The organism is Phenylobacterium sp. (assembly GCF_036495085.1).
Lineage (GTDB): Bacteria > Pseudomonadota > Alphaproteobacteria > Caulobacterales > Caulobacteraceae > Phenylobacterium.
The window spans coordinates 41,505-53,790 of record NZ_DASXNL010000008.1; the positions used below are offsets into that span (position 1 = coordinate 41,505).

Here is a 12,286-nt window from a genome sequence, read left to right on the forward strand (position 1 = left end):
ATTGGCCGCTTCCGCCGGACCTGAGATCGAACGGCTTATCGGTCTGCTTGCCAAACTGCCGGGCCTCGGGCCGCGGTCGGCGAGGCGTGCGGCTCTGGCGCTGCTGAAGCGCCGGGAGCAACTGCTCAGCCCTCTGGCCGATGCGCTGTCCGAGGCGGCGGCGCGAGTGAAGGTCTGCTCGGTCTGCGGGTCGCTGGACACTCAGGATCCCTGCGCGATTTGCGCCGACGGCCATCGCGACGGGAGTCTGATCTGCGTCGTCGAGGAAGTCGGTGCGCTTTGGGCGATGGAGCGGGCCAGCGCATTCCGCGGCCGCTATCACGTGCTTGGCGGCCTGCTTTCGGCGCTGGACGGCGTCGGCCCCGAGGCCCTGCGGGTGAACGGCCTCGTATCCCGGGCGGCTTCAGGCGAGGTCCACGAGGTGATCCTGGCGTTGCCGGCCACCGTCGACGGCCAGACCACGGCGCATTACCTGGCGGATCGGCTGGGGCACGCAAACGTCGCGGTGACGATGCTGGCGAGGGGCGTGCCGGTCGGCGGAGAACTCGATTGGCTCGACGACGGCACGATCGCCCAGGCGATGAGGGCGAGAAGGCCGGCCTAGCAGTCCACCTCGGCGGGGACGCCAGGATGGGAACCCTGAACCCATCGGATGGGCGCCACGTCCTGGGCCTTGCGGCCTTCGGTCTCCGCGAATCCTGCTTGCCGAGCTGCTTCCTGCGCCTCTGCGGGCGGCGGATGACAATCTAGCTCCGACTCACCGTGTGCGCTAAGAACGCAACATGAACGGCTTGGTTGTCGCCACTATCGGGTTCGCGCTAACCGCGCTCGCCGCCATCGTCTGGGCGATGAAGGAGCGGCTGCGCGCAGCTGCGGCTGAGTTACGGGTCGAGATGTTGCGCGAGCAGACGGACCTGGTCCGCGCGCAGGTCACCCAGTCGGCGACCGGCGTCGCCGAGGCGATCCTCAAACGGAACGAGGAGGCGATCCACAGTCGCGAGCAGTTCGCCCAGGCGCGGCTGGAGGCGCAGCTCAAACCGGTGGCCGAGAGCCTGCAGAAATTCCAGGAACATGTGGCGCTGGTGGAGAAGGCCCGGGTCGAGGAGACCGGCGGGCTGAAGGAACAGATCGCGGCATTGCTCAACGCCTCGGCGGCGACTCAGGACGAGGCGCGCAAGCTCTCGGCGGCGCTTAGGCGTGGAGCGGGCGTGCAGGGGCGATGGGGCGAACAGACCCTGCGCAACGTGCTGGAGGCCGCCGGGCTGGCGCATCGTTTCGACTTCAATGAGCAGGCCAGCACCGACACCGAGGAGGGTCGGCGTCGGCCCGACGTCACCGTGCGCCTGCCGGGCGGCGGCGTCTTCGTGATCGACGCCAAGTGCTCGCTGAACGCTTTCCTGGAGATGCAGGACGCGGCCGATGAGGCAACCCGCGAGGCTTGTGGGTTGCGCCACGTGCAGAGCGTGCGCGGTCACGTCCAAGGGCTCTCGGCCAAGGCCTACTGGGACCAGTTCGAGAACTCGCCGGATTTTGTGGCGATGTTCGTGCCCCTGGACTCGGCGATGGCCGCGGCGCTGGAGCGCGCGCCCGACCTGATGACCGAAGCCATGGACCGCCGCGTGGTGATCGTCACGCCGACGACACTCTTCGCGCTCTGCAAGGCGGTGGTTTATGGCTGGCGGGTCGAGGAGCAGGCGGCCAACGCCCAGAAGATCGCCGAGCTGGGGCGCGAGCTTTACAAGCGCATAGCCGTGATGGGCGGCCATGCCGGCGGTCTCGGCAAGGCCCTCGAAACCGCGGTGGCGAAATACAATCAGTTCGTGGGCTCGCTGGAGACCCAGGTGCTGACCCAGGCCCGACGCTTCGAGGACCTGAAGGTCGACCATGAAGGCCGTGCGGTCACCCAACTTGAGCCGCTCGATACCGCGGTGCGTCCGCTGACCAAGCTGTCCCCCGAAACGCCGCCGCAGGTGCGCCTCGTGGCCGGTGACGAGGCCTGAGGCGCTTCGTCTCGCGTCTTGACGGTCGGCTGTAGCAATCCTACGTCCGCGCCATGGCCATCCGAGAGATCCTTGTCGTTCCCGATCCCGTCCTTAAGAAGGTCTCGGCGACCGTCGAACGCGTCGATGACGCCCTGCGCGCGCTCATGGACGACATGCTCGAGACCATGTACGCGGCGCCCGGCATTGGCCTGGCCGCGATCCAGATCGGCGTCCCCCAGCGGGTGATCGTCATGGACATCTCGCGCCAGGAAGAGCCGCCGGCGCCCCGCTATTTCGTCAATCCGGAGATACTCTGGGCGTCCGAAGAGACCCTGCCCTATGAGGAGGGATGTCTGTCGGTGCCGGAGATCTACGATGAGGTCGAACGTCCCGCGCGGGTGAAGCTGCGTTACCTGGACTATAAGGGCGAGACCATCGAGGAAGATGCCGAGGGCCTGTTCGCGGTCTGCATCCAGCACGAGATGGACCATCTGGACGGCGTGTTGTTCATCGATCATCTCTCGCGCCTGAAACGCGAGCAGGCGGTCAAAAAGGTGAAGAAGCAGGCCAAGGCGGCCTGAGAGACGACCCCGTCAGCGTCAGCCCTCGGCGCTGAAGCCCGGGATCTATCGCTTCGTGGCGTTGTCGGCGGCTTTGTCCAAGGCGTCGCTGGTCTTTTGGGCTGCGGTCTGGGCGTCCGCCTTCAGCTTGTCGCCGGCCTGATCGGCGGCCACCTTGGTCTTGGCGGCGGCTTCACTGGCGCCTTGTTTGATGTCCGAGCCGAGGTCCTTGACGGCCGGCGTCGCGGCGACGTCCTTGGCGGCCTGTCCGACCTGAGAGCCGACGGATTTGAGATCGTCTGTTGTCTTCTCCTGGGTCGGCTTTGAGCAGGCGGCGACAGCCAGCCAGAGGCCCAGAATGACCGCGAGGTGCGAGTTGCGCATACGGGGCTCCTTCGAATCGCCATTAACTAACTGTTAAGCTTATCCGAAGTTCCCGGGCTTTGCGCGCGGACTCCCCTGCAGGTAGAACCGGCGCACATGCGCATCGCTTTCCTTGGGACCCCCGACTTCGCGCTCGCCGCCCTGCGCCGCATCGTCGAGGCCGGGCATGACGTCGCCTGCGTCTATTCCCAGCCGCCGTCGCCGCGCGGCCGCGGGCAGGTGTTGAAGCTCTCTCCAGTGCACGCGTTCGCCGCCGAGCAGGGCCTGCGGGTCCGCACGCCCGTCTCCATGCGCGACCCGGCCGAGATCGACGCCTTCGAAGCGCTCGGGCTCGACGCGGCCGCGGTGGTGGCGTTTGGCCAGATCCTGCCCGGCGCGGTGCTCGACGCTCCGCGGCTGGGATCTTTCAACCTGCACGGCTCGCTGTTGCCCCGCTGGCGTGGCGCGGCCCCAATCCAGCGGGCCATCATGGCCGGCGATCCGGTGACCGGCGTCGAAGTCATGCGGATGACCGAAGGCCTGGACGAAGGCCCCGTGCTGGCGAGCGAGAGCTTGCGCATCGGCCCGCTGGACACCACCGGTACATTGCATGACCGGATGGCTGCGGTGGGGGCCGAGCTGCTGTCGCGGACCCTGGCGGACATTGAGCGCGGGGTCGCGCGCGAAACGCCCCAGGCCACCGACGGCGTGATTTACGCCAAGAAGATCCGGGCTAGGGAAGCCAGGATCGCCTGGACGAAGCCGGCCGCAGAGATCGACCGCAAGATTCGCGGGCTCTCGCCGTTCCCGGGCGCCTGGTTTCAGCTCCCCACCGACAAGGGCCCCGTCCGGGTGAAAGTCCTGCTCTCCGCCTTCGAAGAGGCAAGCGGCGAGCCCGGCGAAGTGCTCGATGACCGGCTGCTGGTCGCAACAGGGGAGGGGGCCGTGCGGCTGCTTCGAGTCCAGCGCGAAGGGCGGGGACCGCAGGACGTGGAGGCGTTTCTGCGCGGCCAGCCGGTGGCCAGCGGGACCCTGCTCAGCTGATGCCGCGCTACAAACTCATCCTGGAATACGACGGCGGGCCCTACTGCGGCTTTCAGGCCCAGGCGAATGCGCCGAGCGTGCAGGCATCCCTGGAACGGGCGGTCAAGGCGTTCTGCGGCCAAACGCTGCGCGTGGCCGCCGCTGGGCGCACCGACACCGGGGTTCACGCCACGGGACAGGTGGTTCATGTCGACCTCGAGAAGGACTGGCCGGCGGAGACGGTGCGCAAGGCCCTCAACGCTCACCTTCGGCCCGAGCCGATTGTCGTGTTGACCGCCGAAGTGGCGCCGGAGGGCTGGCATGCGCGGTTCTCGGCGATCGAGCGGCGGTACCGCTACCGCATCCTGAACCGCCCGAGCCCGCCGGGCCTGGACCAGGGTCATGTCTGGCATGTGAAGGCGCCGCTGGACGCGCAGGCCATGCACGCCGCAGCCCAGGCCCTGGTCGGTCACCACGACTTCACCACCTTCCGCGACCTGGCTTGCCAGGCGAAGTCTCCATTGAAGACGCTGGACGTGGCCGATGTGCGCCGCGAGGCCGATGAGGTTGTGCTGATCTTCGAGGCCCGCTCTTTCCTGCACCGCCAGGTCCGCTCGATGACGGGTTCGATTGCCGAGGTGGGGCTCGGCCGCTGGACAGCTGAAGACCTGAAAGCCGCGCTCAAGGCGAAGGACCGCAAGACCTGCGGCCCGGTAGCGCCGGCCGACGGGCTATATCTGACGGGCGTGAGCTATCCGCCGGCTTGAGTTCCAGCACGTCGAGGAACCCTCAGCCAGCTTCGCTGGCAGCTGCTGAACGATCAGGAGCCGGTGGTCTGCTCGGCGGAGAAGGTTTGGAAGTAGCGCTCGATCAGCCGTTCGTAGACCGCCTGCAGTTGCAGGATCTCGGCCACCGGCGCGCGTTCGTCGACCTGGTGCATGGTCCTGCCGACGAGGCCGAGCTCCACAACCGGACACAGCGCGCGGATGAAGCGGGCGTCGGACGTCCCGCCGGTGGTGGAAAGCTCCGGCGCGCGGCCGGCGGCGTCGTAGACCGCGCCCGCCACCACATCGGTGAATGGACCCGGCTCGGTCAGGAAGGCCTCGCCACTGATCTGGGGGACGACGACGACGGTCCCGGCGAAACCTTGAGCCTCCGCCGCGGCCTCGTTTTCGATCCAGCGGGCCAGGTCGGCGCCGGTGTGGCGCGGATTGAACCGGATGTTGACCCGCGCCCTGGCGATCCCGGGGATCACGTTGGTGGCCGTATTGGGGACGTCGATCTGGGTGATTTCCAGGTTCGATGGCTGGAATTCGGGATAGCCGTTGTCCAGCTGGCGCTCCTGCAGGCGCAGCAGCAGCCGCAGCAACACCGGAACCGGGTTGGCGGCGCGGTGCGGATAGGCGACGTGGCCCTGGACACCCTCGACGGTGATCTCGGCGTTGATCGAACCGCGGCGACCCACCTTGATCATGTCGCCGAAGACCTCGCTGGAGGTGGGTTCCCCAACGACGCAATGGTCAATCACTTCGTCCTCGATATCCAGCGCCTCAACGACCATTTTTGTGCCGTGAGTGGCCACGCCCTCCTCGTCGCCGGTGATCAGGAACGAAAGCGATCCCGCGACCTGGCCCGCGTCGATAGCCTTGGCGGCCGCGGCGGCGAATGCGGCGATGGCCGACTTCATATCAACGGCGCCGCGTCCGATCATGACGCCGTCCACGACCTGGGCGTCGAAGGCGCCCTGGCTCCACGCCGTCACATCCCCCACCGGCACGACGTCGGTGTGGCCTGCGAAGCAGAGATTGGGGCTTTCGGTCCCATAGCGGGCGTAAAGGTTCTCGATCTCGCCGAACAGCATACGGCGGCATGTGAAGCCAAGGCCGCGCAGGGTCTGCTCGACGATGTCCATGGCCCCGGCGTCGGCAGGGGTCACCGATGGGCGGCGGATGAGCTCGCGCGTTAGCTCGATGGCGTCGATCATGGCGGCGCTTTATCCTGCAATGGTCGTTCAGGCGAGAGGCGAGGCATGCCTAAGATCGAGGTCGAGGCGCTGGAGCTGCGCTCGGGGTGCAATTATCCGCCACCGTTTGCCGAGGTCTGCCTGGGCTCCACCTGGCGCAAGCTCGGCGACGCAGCCGATCTGACCGACTTCGGCGTGAACCTGGTGCGGCTGGCGCCTGGCAGGTGGTCGAGCCAGCGGCACTGGCATACCCACGAGGACGAGCTGGTCTACCTGCTGGCTGGCGAGGTGGTATTGGTGGAAAACGACGGCGAGCAGGTCCTGAAGCCGGGCGACTGCGCGGCCTGGAAGGCGGGCTCTCCGAACGGCCACTGCCTGCAAAACCATAGTGACCACGATGCGATCTATCTCGAGATCGGCTCCCGGCGGCCGGAGATCGACGCCTGCGACTATCCGGACATCGACATGGTGGCGCGGCCGATGGAACGCTTCTACCGCCACCGGGACGGGACGCCGTACGAGCCTTAACCTTGATCGCATCGATCAATCTCGCCGCGGGCGGGACGCAACGGTAGGCTCCGGGCCTCTCCGGAGGGAACCTGCCATGCCCAAGATCGATATCGACGCTGCGCCCACCCGCTTCGGCACAGGGTATCCGCCGCCCTATGACGCGCCGTGCCTGGATCGTAGGCGCTGGAAGCTTGGCGATGCGGCGGGCTTGACCCAGTTCGGAGTCAATCTGCAGCGGCTGGCGCCTGGCGTCTGGTCGAGCCAGCGGCACTGGCATACGGCCGAGGACGAGTTCGTCTGGGTGCTCTCGGGCGAGGTGGTGCTGGTCACCGACGAGGGCGAACAGGTATTGAAGGCGGGCGACTGCGCGGGCTTTCCGGCCGGCGCGCCCAACGGCCACCATCTGCAAAACCGCTCGGACGCCGAGGCAGTCCTGCTCGAAGTGGGCTCGCGCCGGGAAGCGGAGGACGGCTGCGACTACCCGGATATCGACCTGACGCTGGTCCCCGGCGAGACCGAGTACCGCCACAAGGACGGTACGCCGTACACGGACACACGAACGGCGCGAAGCCGGTGATGACGGGTCGGCTCGCTCTTGCCGGCGGCTCAGTCCCGGAGCAGCTCGTTGATGCTCGTCTTCGAACGCGTGCGCTCGTCCACCGTCTTCATGATCACCGCGCAATAGGTGGATGGCATGCCCTCGTGGGGGCTGGGGCGTGAGCCGGACATGATCACCGAATAGGGTGGCACCTCGCCGGTGATCACCGCCCCGGTCTTTCGGTCAACGATGGGGGTCGTGGAGGTTAGGTAGACGCCCATCGAGAGCACCGAGCCCTCGCGCACGATAACACCCTCAGCGACCTCCGAGCGGGCGCCGATGAAGCAGTTGTCCTCGATGATCGTTGGGTTTGCCTGAAGGGGCTCCAGGACGCCGCCGATGCCGGCCCCGCCGGAGATGTGGCAATGCTTGCCGATCTGGGCGCAGGAGCCGACGGTGGCCCAGGTGTCGACCATCGTGCCTTCGTCGACGTAGGCGCCAATATTGACGAACGAGGGCGTCAGCACCGCGCCCCTGGCGATGAACGAGCCCTTGCGGACAACCGTGCCCGGCAGACAGCGGAAGCCCGCAGCCTCAAAGCGCGCGGCGTCCCAGCCGGTGAATTTCAGCGGGACCTTATCCCAGTAGGGGCCGGGCGCATCAGCCTGGACAAGGCTGTTGGGCGTCAGGCGAAAGAACAGGAGGATCGCCTGCTTGGCCCACTGGTGGGTGACCCACTGGCCGTCGGCCTCGCGGGTGGCGACGCGCAGGGTCCCGGCGTCCAGACGCTCGATGGTTTCCAGGACGGCCTCACGCACGCGACCTTTGGTGGCTTGGGTGACGGCTTCGCGATCCTCCCAGGCGGCCTCGATCACGTGCTTCAGATCATCTGACATTCAACTGGCTTCCCTAAGACGGGCGCCCGCGAGGAAGGGCGCGAGCATGGCGGTCTTGTACCGGACGAAAGATGCGTTCGAGGCCTCGGCGTGCGGGCCGACCAGCACCGTGGTCATGCCCAGCTCGGCAGCCGGCGCAAGATTGCCTTCCCGATCTTCGAAGAAGGCGGTCGAGCGAGGGGCGATGTCATGGGCGGCGGCCATTCGCGCGAACGTGGCCGGATGCGGTTTTGGCACATAGTCGGCAGCGCCGATGTCGAAGACATCGTCGAACAGTTGGTCGAGGCCCAGGCGCTTCAGCACCCGCTCGGCATGGACGTCGTCTGCATTGGTGAAGATCAGGCGGCGTCCCGGCAGGCGGGCGATGGCGGCGACCAGATCTGGATCGCGCGAAAGTGCCTCAAGCGACATGTCGTGGAAGATCTTGTGGAAGTCATGAGGGTCGACCCCATGATGCTCGACAAGGCCGCCGAGCGTCAGGCCATACTCGGCCAGATACTTCTTCTGCAGCTTGTAGGCCTCGTCATGCGGCAGGCCGGTCACGCGCTCGACGTAGTCGGTCATCCGCCGCTCGATCTCGCCCATGAAGCCGGATTCGACCGGGTAGAGGGTGTTGTCCAGGTCGAAGAGCCAGGTGTCGACGTGGCGAAGGTCGGCAGGCTGGGCGTTCATTCGCAGACGAGCGTGCCCGCCCCGTGCTCGGTGAACAGTTCGACCAAGAGGGCGTGCGGCCGGCGGCCGTCCAGGATGACCACCGCGCCGACGCCGGCTTCCACAGCGGCGATGGCGGTCTCCAGCTTGGGGATCATGCCGCCAGTCGCGACACCGTCGGCGATGGCCGCCCGCGCCTCGGCCACCGTCATCTGGCGGATCAGCTCACCGTTCTTGTCCAGCACGCCCACCACGTCAGTGAGCAGCAGCATTCGCTTGGCGTTGAGCGCGCCGGCCAGCGCGCCCGCCACGGTGTCGGCGTTGATGTTGTAGGTCTGGCCATCCTCGGCGACGCCGATCGGGGCGATCACGGGGATGTAATCCTCGTCGGCGTAGATCAGGGCCTCGATCAACTTGGGATCGACCCGCTTGGGATCGCCCACGAAGCCGAGGTCGACCATCTTCTCGATCTCGCTGTCGGGGTCTTTCTTGGTTCGGGCGACTTTCTCGACGGTGATCAGCCGCGCGTCCTTGCCGGAGAGCCCGACGCCACGCACGTCGGCTTCCTTGCCCGCGAGCGTGATCCAGTTGGCGATCTCCTTGTTGATCGCCCCGGAGAGCACCATTTCGGCCACTTCCATGGTCGCCTCGTCGGTGACGCGCAGGCCATCGATGAAAGTCGACTTCACGCCGGCGCGCTCAAGCATGGCCGAGATCTGTGGGCCGCCGCCGTGCACGATGACCGGATGGACGCCCAGCATCTTGAGCAGCACCGCATCGGCGGCGAACAACTTGGCGACCTCTTCCTCGCCCATGGCATGGCCGCCGTACTTGATGACCACTGTCTCGCGGTCATAGCGCTGGATGTAGGGCAGGGCCTCGGCGAGCGTCTTGGCCGTCGCCCATCCCTCGCCTTGAGTGTCGTTCGTCACGGGCGCGCCTGGCTCTTGGAACTTCGGAGCGCTCCGATAGCGGAGAGCGCGGCCCCTGTCACCTTTGCCCGGGCCTTGCTAAGCCTGCTTTCGAGACGCGGGGGCCGGGGATGAGCACGCGTATTGCGACTGTTGTGACGGCGGCTGCGGCCGCCTGGACCTTGGCGGCGGCCGGCGCCGGGGCCGCGAGCGTGGCCGTGAGCGCCGACCGGCTGCTGGACGTGGCGAGTGGAAAATATGTCGACAAGCCGCGGGGGGTGATCACCGACGGTCGGATCTCGGCGGTGGAGCACCAGGGCGAGGCGGTTCCAGCCGGCGCCGAGCCGGTCGACCTGCCTGGCGTGACGCTGCTGCCCCCCTGATCGACATGCACGTGCACCTGACGTCCTCGCCACTCTACGCCGGCTACAACCAGCTGCAGTTTACCGACAGTTTCTGGCCGAACATCGGCGCGGCGCACGCCAAGGCGACGCCCGAGGCCGGCTTCACAACCGTGCGCAACGTGGGCTCCCAGAACTTCGACGACGTGGGCCTGCGCCAGGCGATCGACGCGGGGTATGTCCCAGGGCCGCGGATCGTGACGGCCACATACGCCATCGGCTCGACCGACGGCCACTGCGACTCGACCTTCTTCCCCCCGTCGATGAAGCAGAAGGGCGATGCGGTCATCGACAGCCCCGACGCCGGCCGACAGATGGTCCGCCAGCTCCACAAATACGGCGCCCAGGTCATCAAGATCTGCGCCACTGGCCGGCATTGGGTAGCAGACACAACCAAGCCGACGCGCGCGTAATTTACTGCTCATCCTTCAGCGTTGGGCGGGGGCGGTCGGTCGCCGGCACTGCCCGCCGACCGCGACCGGTTGTGACTGAGGCTGTGTGGAAACGCGCAGGCTAGGTCGAACGCGGTCTTGCGCTGCACGCCAACAACCCGACATTCCCAAGGTCAGTGCAGGGTGGTTTTCCATCGTTCGGAACGCCGCTTTCGGCGTTTCTCGGCATCGGCTTTTAGCCGGACAATCCCTTTGTCGCCGCTTCGCATGACCTCGGCTTGACGGCAAAGCTTGAAGAGCGCGCAATGGTTGCGTCCGATCCAAATACAGCGCAGGCGGCAGTAGGGGCACCGATGATACGACGAGTGATGACTTGGGGCCCGGTGGTGGGAACGGTCGCGGCAGGGACCCTGCTGATCGGCGCCGAGCCTGTCACGCCTAGGCCCTTCCCGCCCTTGCCGGTACCGCCCATCCCGCACCAGGCCGTGCCGCCATACCTCGCGCGGATCACAATTTCCGGCGATGCCAAGATGACCGGCGTGTTCGAGAGTTGCGTGGACCCGGCGGCGATTATCAGGACCGCGCAGGCGCGGGCGAAGGCTCGAGCGGCGGATGCGCCGTCGCCTGTAGCCGGGTGCAGCCATACGAGCGAGGTGCGGGCGGATGGCTCCGTCCATACCGAGATGAGCTGCGACCGGGCGAAGGGCGCGAACGCCAGCTTCCGCATGATCAGCGATGGGACGCCGAACGACCTGCGCATGCATTTGGAGCGGTACGAACCCGCGACGGGGGCTCCGAAGACGACCATCTCCGACAGCCACATCGTCCGCCTGGGGCCGTGTCCAGCCGACCTTGAGCCAGGCCAGATGCGGCGGCCCGGCGGGTCCATCATCGACAGGGGCGAGGCGGCGCGGCTTCTTGAGGACGCCCGAGGCACGGCTCCCTAGGGAGCGACACCCTGTCCGGCCGCATTGGGTCGTCAGCACGCTTTGGCTTCCTGCCCGAAACTTGCCGTTCACGGGGGTTGGCCGCCGGTTAGCTGAATGTCTCGAATCCGGCGCCATCCCGGCGGCAGCTCGTGGCGCGTCACGGCCTACAGCCGTCCAGCCGCCTTTAGTGAAGCTTCGATCTCGGGAAGGGACCGAAATAGCAGATACGGATCGGACGGAGAGGACAGGAAGCCGTGCCGTTTCCAGAACTCGATCGCCTCCTCATCGATGGCCCGCACCAAGACGGCGCGCCCGCCGGTAAGACGAGCACCGAGCACCGCGCGCTCCAGCGCATGGCCGAGGAGAGCTGCGCCGAGACCATGGCCGGCGTAGGCCAGGTCAATCGCGAGCTGCCCGAGCAGCAGACAGGGTATGGGGTTCGGAGGCTGGCCGGTCCGGATTTTCCTCGGCAGGACTGCGGCCTCGATGGCGGTCGGCGACAGCCCGTAGTAGCCGACGACCCGCTGCTCATAGTGAACGACGACAACCACGGTGAAGCCGTTCCGTTGGTTCGCCACTGCGCGGCTCTTCAGCCACGCGTTCAGCGCGGGCTTGCCGCAGTCGAAGCTTGTGAGGTCGTGGTTGGAGGTAAGGACCTCGGGCGCGGAGAACGACAACTACTGTTCCCAGGGCGTCCGGCGCTTCAGTAGCTCCACCATCTCAGGCACGGCCGCTGGTGACGCATCGAGGGCGGCCTTGAACGCTTCGAAATCAGCGGGATCCAATCGGACAACCGATTGTTCCAGCAAGACCTCTTCAGCGGCTCGTACGGCGGCCTCGCGCACGAAGTCGGTCCGCGAGCGGCCGCGCAGATCGGCTGCTCGGTCGATGATCGCCAGGTCCTGTTCCGGCAGGCGCATGGAAAGTGGCGTGGTCATCGGACTACCTCCAGGGCCCTAAATTAGTTTGATGTAGCGCATTTTGCAATACGGACCGGGGTCCGGGCCATGGCTTCAGCCTGCGCGCCGCTGAAGGACTGTGCGAATGTCGGGTTGCTGCACATGATCCAATTTCCGCTTGTGGCGCTAAGGAGCTGAGGGCGCGCGGCCTGTCTTGTCTCAAGCTGAGGCGTTGGCCGATGTCGCTGGAGTTTGAGACTCCCTTTAT

General features: G+C 66.8%; 17 protein-coding genes. 10 read left to right on the forward strand and 7 right to left on the reverse strand.

Translation table 11 applies throughout. The features are described 5' to 3' along the window. The first annotated feature begins 1 nt into the window (after window position 1). The 3 genes from recR (at window position 2) to VGI62_RS01060 (ending at window position 2,563) form a co-directional block, all read left to right on the forward strand. Window positions 2-604 carry a recombination mediator RecR gene (gene recR / locus VGI62_RS01050; RefSeq protein ID WP_331502530.1) on the forward strand — a complete coding sequence of 201 codons (603 nt, stop codon included), beginning with the start codon at window positions 2-4 and terminating at the stop codon, window positions 602-604. 178 nt (window positions 605-782) lie between these two features. Further along, complete coding sequence (locus VGI62_RS01055; RefSeq protein ID WP_331502531.1) at window positions 783-2,000, forward strand: DNA recombination protein RmuC; 1,218 nt, start codon at window positions 783-785, stop codon at window positions 1,998-2,000. 53 nt (window positions 2,001-2,053) lie between these two features. Further along, entirely contained in the window at window positions 2,054-2,563 is a 510-nt protein-coding gene (locus tag VGI62_RS01060) for a peptide deformylase (protein WP_331502532.1), read from the forward strand. Between the two features lie 45 nt (window positions 2,564-2,608). Here VGI62_RS01060 and VGI62_RS01065 read toward each other — a convergent pair whose 3' ends face one another. Continuing rightward, window positions 2,609-2,926 (reverse strand): hypothetical protein, encoded by a 318-nt coding sequence (locus VGI62_RS01065; protein ID WP_331502533.1) that lies wholly within the window; start codon window positions 2,924-2,926, stop codon window positions 2,609-2,611. Window positions 2,927-3,022: 96 nt separating this feature from the next. On the opposite strand from VGI62_RS01065, the gene fmt reads away from it, so the two are divergent. Together fmt and truA are read left to right on the forward strand one after the other, a co-directional pair. Then, window positions 3,023-3,949, forward strand: coding sequence for a methionyl-tRNA formyltransferase (fmt, locus tag VGI62_RS01070; RefSeq protein WP_331502534.1), 927 nt, complete (start codon window positions 3,023-3,025; stop codon window positions 3,947-3,949). After that, entirely contained in the window at window positions 3,949-4,695 is a 747-nt protein-coding gene (gene truA / locus VGI62_RS01075) for a tRNA pseudouridine(38-40) synthase TruA (protein WP_331502535.1), read from the forward strand. The genes fmt and truA overlap by 1 nt, the downstream gene beginning before the upstream one ends. Before the next feature lie 53 nt (window positions 4,696-4,748). On the opposite strand, the gene dapE is transcribed toward truA, so the two are convergent. Continuing rightward, window positions 4,749-5,912, reverse strand: a complete 1,164-nt coding sequence (dapE, locus tag VGI62_RS01080) for a succinyl-diaminopimelate desuccinylase (protein ID WP_331502536.1) — start codon at window positions 5,910-5,912, stop codon at window positions 4,749-4,751. Between the two features lie 45 nt (window positions 5,913-5,957). Between dapE and VGI62_RS01085 the strand changes: the two genes are divergently transcribed. Together VGI62_RS01085 and VGI62_RS01090 are read left to right on the forward strand one after the other, a co-directional pair. Continuing rightward, a complete protein-coding gene (locus tag VGI62_RS01085) occupies window positions 5,958-6,419 on the forward strand; it encodes a cupin domain-containing protein (protein WP_331502537.1) in 462 nt (153 codons plus the stop codon). A 76-nt stretch (window positions 6,420-6,495) separates the two neighbouring features. Further along, on the forward strand, window positions 6,496-6,978 hold the full coding sequence (locus VGI62_RS01090; protein ID WP_331502538.1) for a cupin domain-containing protein: 483 nt from the start codon (window positions 6,496-6,498) through the stop codon (window positions 6,976-6,978). 29 nt (window positions 6,979-7,007) lie between these two features. On the opposite strand, the gene dapD is transcribed toward VGI62_RS01090, so the two are convergent. The 3 genes from dapD to argB are packed head-to-tail and all read right to left on the reverse strand — an operon-like array spanning window position 7,008 to window position 9,418. Next, window positions 7,008-7,835 (reverse strand): 2,3,4,5-tetrahydropyridine-2,6-dicarboxylate N-succinyltransferase, encoded by an 828-nt coding sequence (gene dapD / locus VGI62_RS01095; RefSeq protein WP_331502539.1) that lies wholly within the window; start codon window positions 7,833-7,835, stop codon window positions 7,008-7,010. Beyond that, window positions 7,836-8,507, reverse strand: coding sequence for a pyrimidine 5'-nucleotidase (locus VGI62_RS01100; protein WP_331502540.1), 672 nt, complete (start codon window positions 8,505-8,507; stop codon window positions 7,836-7,838). Beyond that, window positions 8,504-9,418, reverse strand: a complete 915-nt coding sequence (gene argB / locus VGI62_RS01105) for an acetylglutamate kinase (RefSeq protein WP_331502541.1) — start codon at window positions 9,416-9,418, stop codon at window positions 8,504-8,506. The genes VGI62_RS01100 and argB overlap by 4 nt, the downstream gene beginning before the upstream one ends. A 110-nt stretch (window positions 9,419-9,528) precedes the next feature. Here argB and VGI62_RS01110 point away from each other — a divergent pair, with 110 nt between their 5' ends. The 3 genes from VGI62_RS01110 to VGI62_RS01120 all read left to right on the forward strand — a co-directional run bounded on the left by VGI62_RS01110 (window position 9,529) and on the right by VGI62_RS01120 (window position 11,137). Next, window positions 9,529-9,780 (forward strand): hypothetical protein, encoded by a 252-nt coding sequence (locus VGI62_RS01110; protein WP_331502542.1) that lies wholly within the window; start codon window positions 9,529-9,531, stop codon window positions 9,778-9,780. Window positions 9,781-9,785: 5 nt separating this feature from the next. Continuing rightward, window positions 9,786-10,211: an amidohydrolase family protein gene (locus VGI62_RS01115; RefSeq protein WP_331502543.1), complete on the forward strand. Its 426-nt coding sequence runs from the start codon at window positions 9,786-9,788 to the stop codon at window positions 10,209-10,211. 344 nt (window positions 10,212-10,555) lie between these two features. Further along, a complete protein-coding gene (locus tag VGI62_RS01120) occupies window positions 10,556-11,137 on the forward strand; it encodes a hypothetical protein (RefSeq protein ID WP_331502544.1) in 582 nt (193 codons plus the stop codon). Between the two features lie 146 nt (window positions 11,138-11,283). On the opposite strand, the gene VGI62_RS01125 is transcribed toward VGI62_RS01120, so the two are convergent. Further along, window positions 11,284-11,796, reverse strand: a complete 513-nt coding sequence (locus VGI62_RS01125) for a GNAT family N-acetyltransferase (RefSeq protein ID WP_331502545.1) — start codon at window positions 11,794-11,796, stop codon at window positions 11,284-11,286. Next, a complete protein-coding gene (locus VGI62_RS01130) occupies window positions 11,797-12,057 on the reverse strand; it encodes a DUF1778 domain-containing protein (RefSeq protein ID WP_331502546.1) in 261 nt (86 codons plus the stop codon). Window positions 12,058-12,286: the final 229 nt, after the last annotated feature.

What these genes read in the sequence shown, in the direction of transcription:
- VGI62_RS01055 (WP_331502531.1), top strand. Translation starts at nt 783, where the DNA reads ATGAACGGCTTGGTTGTCGCCACTATCGGGTTCGCGCTAACCGCGCTC.
- VGI62_RS01060 (WP_331502532.1), top strand. Translation starts at nt 2,054, where the DNA reads ATGGCCATCCGAGAGATCCTTGTCGTTCCCGATCCCGTCCTTAAGAAG.
- VGI62_RS01065 (WP_331502533.1), bottom strand. Translation starts at nt 2,926, where the DNA reads ATGCGCAACTCGCACCTCGCGGTCATTCTGGGCCTCTGGCTGGCTGTC.
- fmt (WP_331502534.1), top strand. Translation starts at nt 3,023, where the DNA reads ATGCGCATCGCTTTCCTTGGGACCCCCGACTTCGCGCTCGCCGCCCTG.
- truA (WP_331502535.1), top strand. Translation starts at nt 3,949, where the DNA reads ATGCCGCGCTACAAACTCATCCTGGAATACGACGGCGGGCCCTACTGC.
- dapE (WP_331502536.1), bottom strand. Translation starts at nt 5,912, where the DNA reads ATGATCGACGCCATCGAGCTAACGCGCGAGCTCATCCGCCGCCCATCG.
- VGI62_RS01085 (WP_331502537.1), top strand. Translation starts at nt 5,958, where the DNA reads ATGCCTAAGATCGAGGTCGAGGCGCTGGAGCTGCGCTCGGGGTGCAAT.
- VGI62_RS01090 (WP_331502538.1), top strand. Translation starts at nt 6,496, where the DNA reads ATGCCCAAGATCGATATCGACGCTGCGCCCACCCGCTTCGGCACAGGG.
- dapD (WP_331502539.1), bottom strand. Translation starts at nt 7,835, where the DNA reads ATGTCAGATGATCTGAAGCACGTGATCGAGGCCGCCTGGGAGGATCGC.
- VGI62_RS01100 (WP_331502540.1), bottom strand. Translation starts at nt 8,507, where the DNA reads ATGAACGCCCAGCCTGCCGACCTTCGCCACGTCGACACCTGGCTCTTC.
- VGI62_RS01110 (WP_331502542.1), top strand. Translation starts at nt 9,529, where the DNA reads ATGAGCACGCGTATTGCGACTGTTGTGACGGCGGCTGCGGCCGCCTGG.
- VGI62_RS01115 (WP_331502543.1), top strand. Translation starts at nt 9,786, where the DNA reads ATGCACGTGCACCTGACGTCCTCGCCACTCTACGCCGGCTACAACCAG.
- VGI62_RS01130 (WP_331502546.1), bottom strand. Translation starts at nt 12,057, where the DNA reads ATGACCACGCCACTTTCCATGCGCCTGCCGGAACAGGACCTGGCGATC.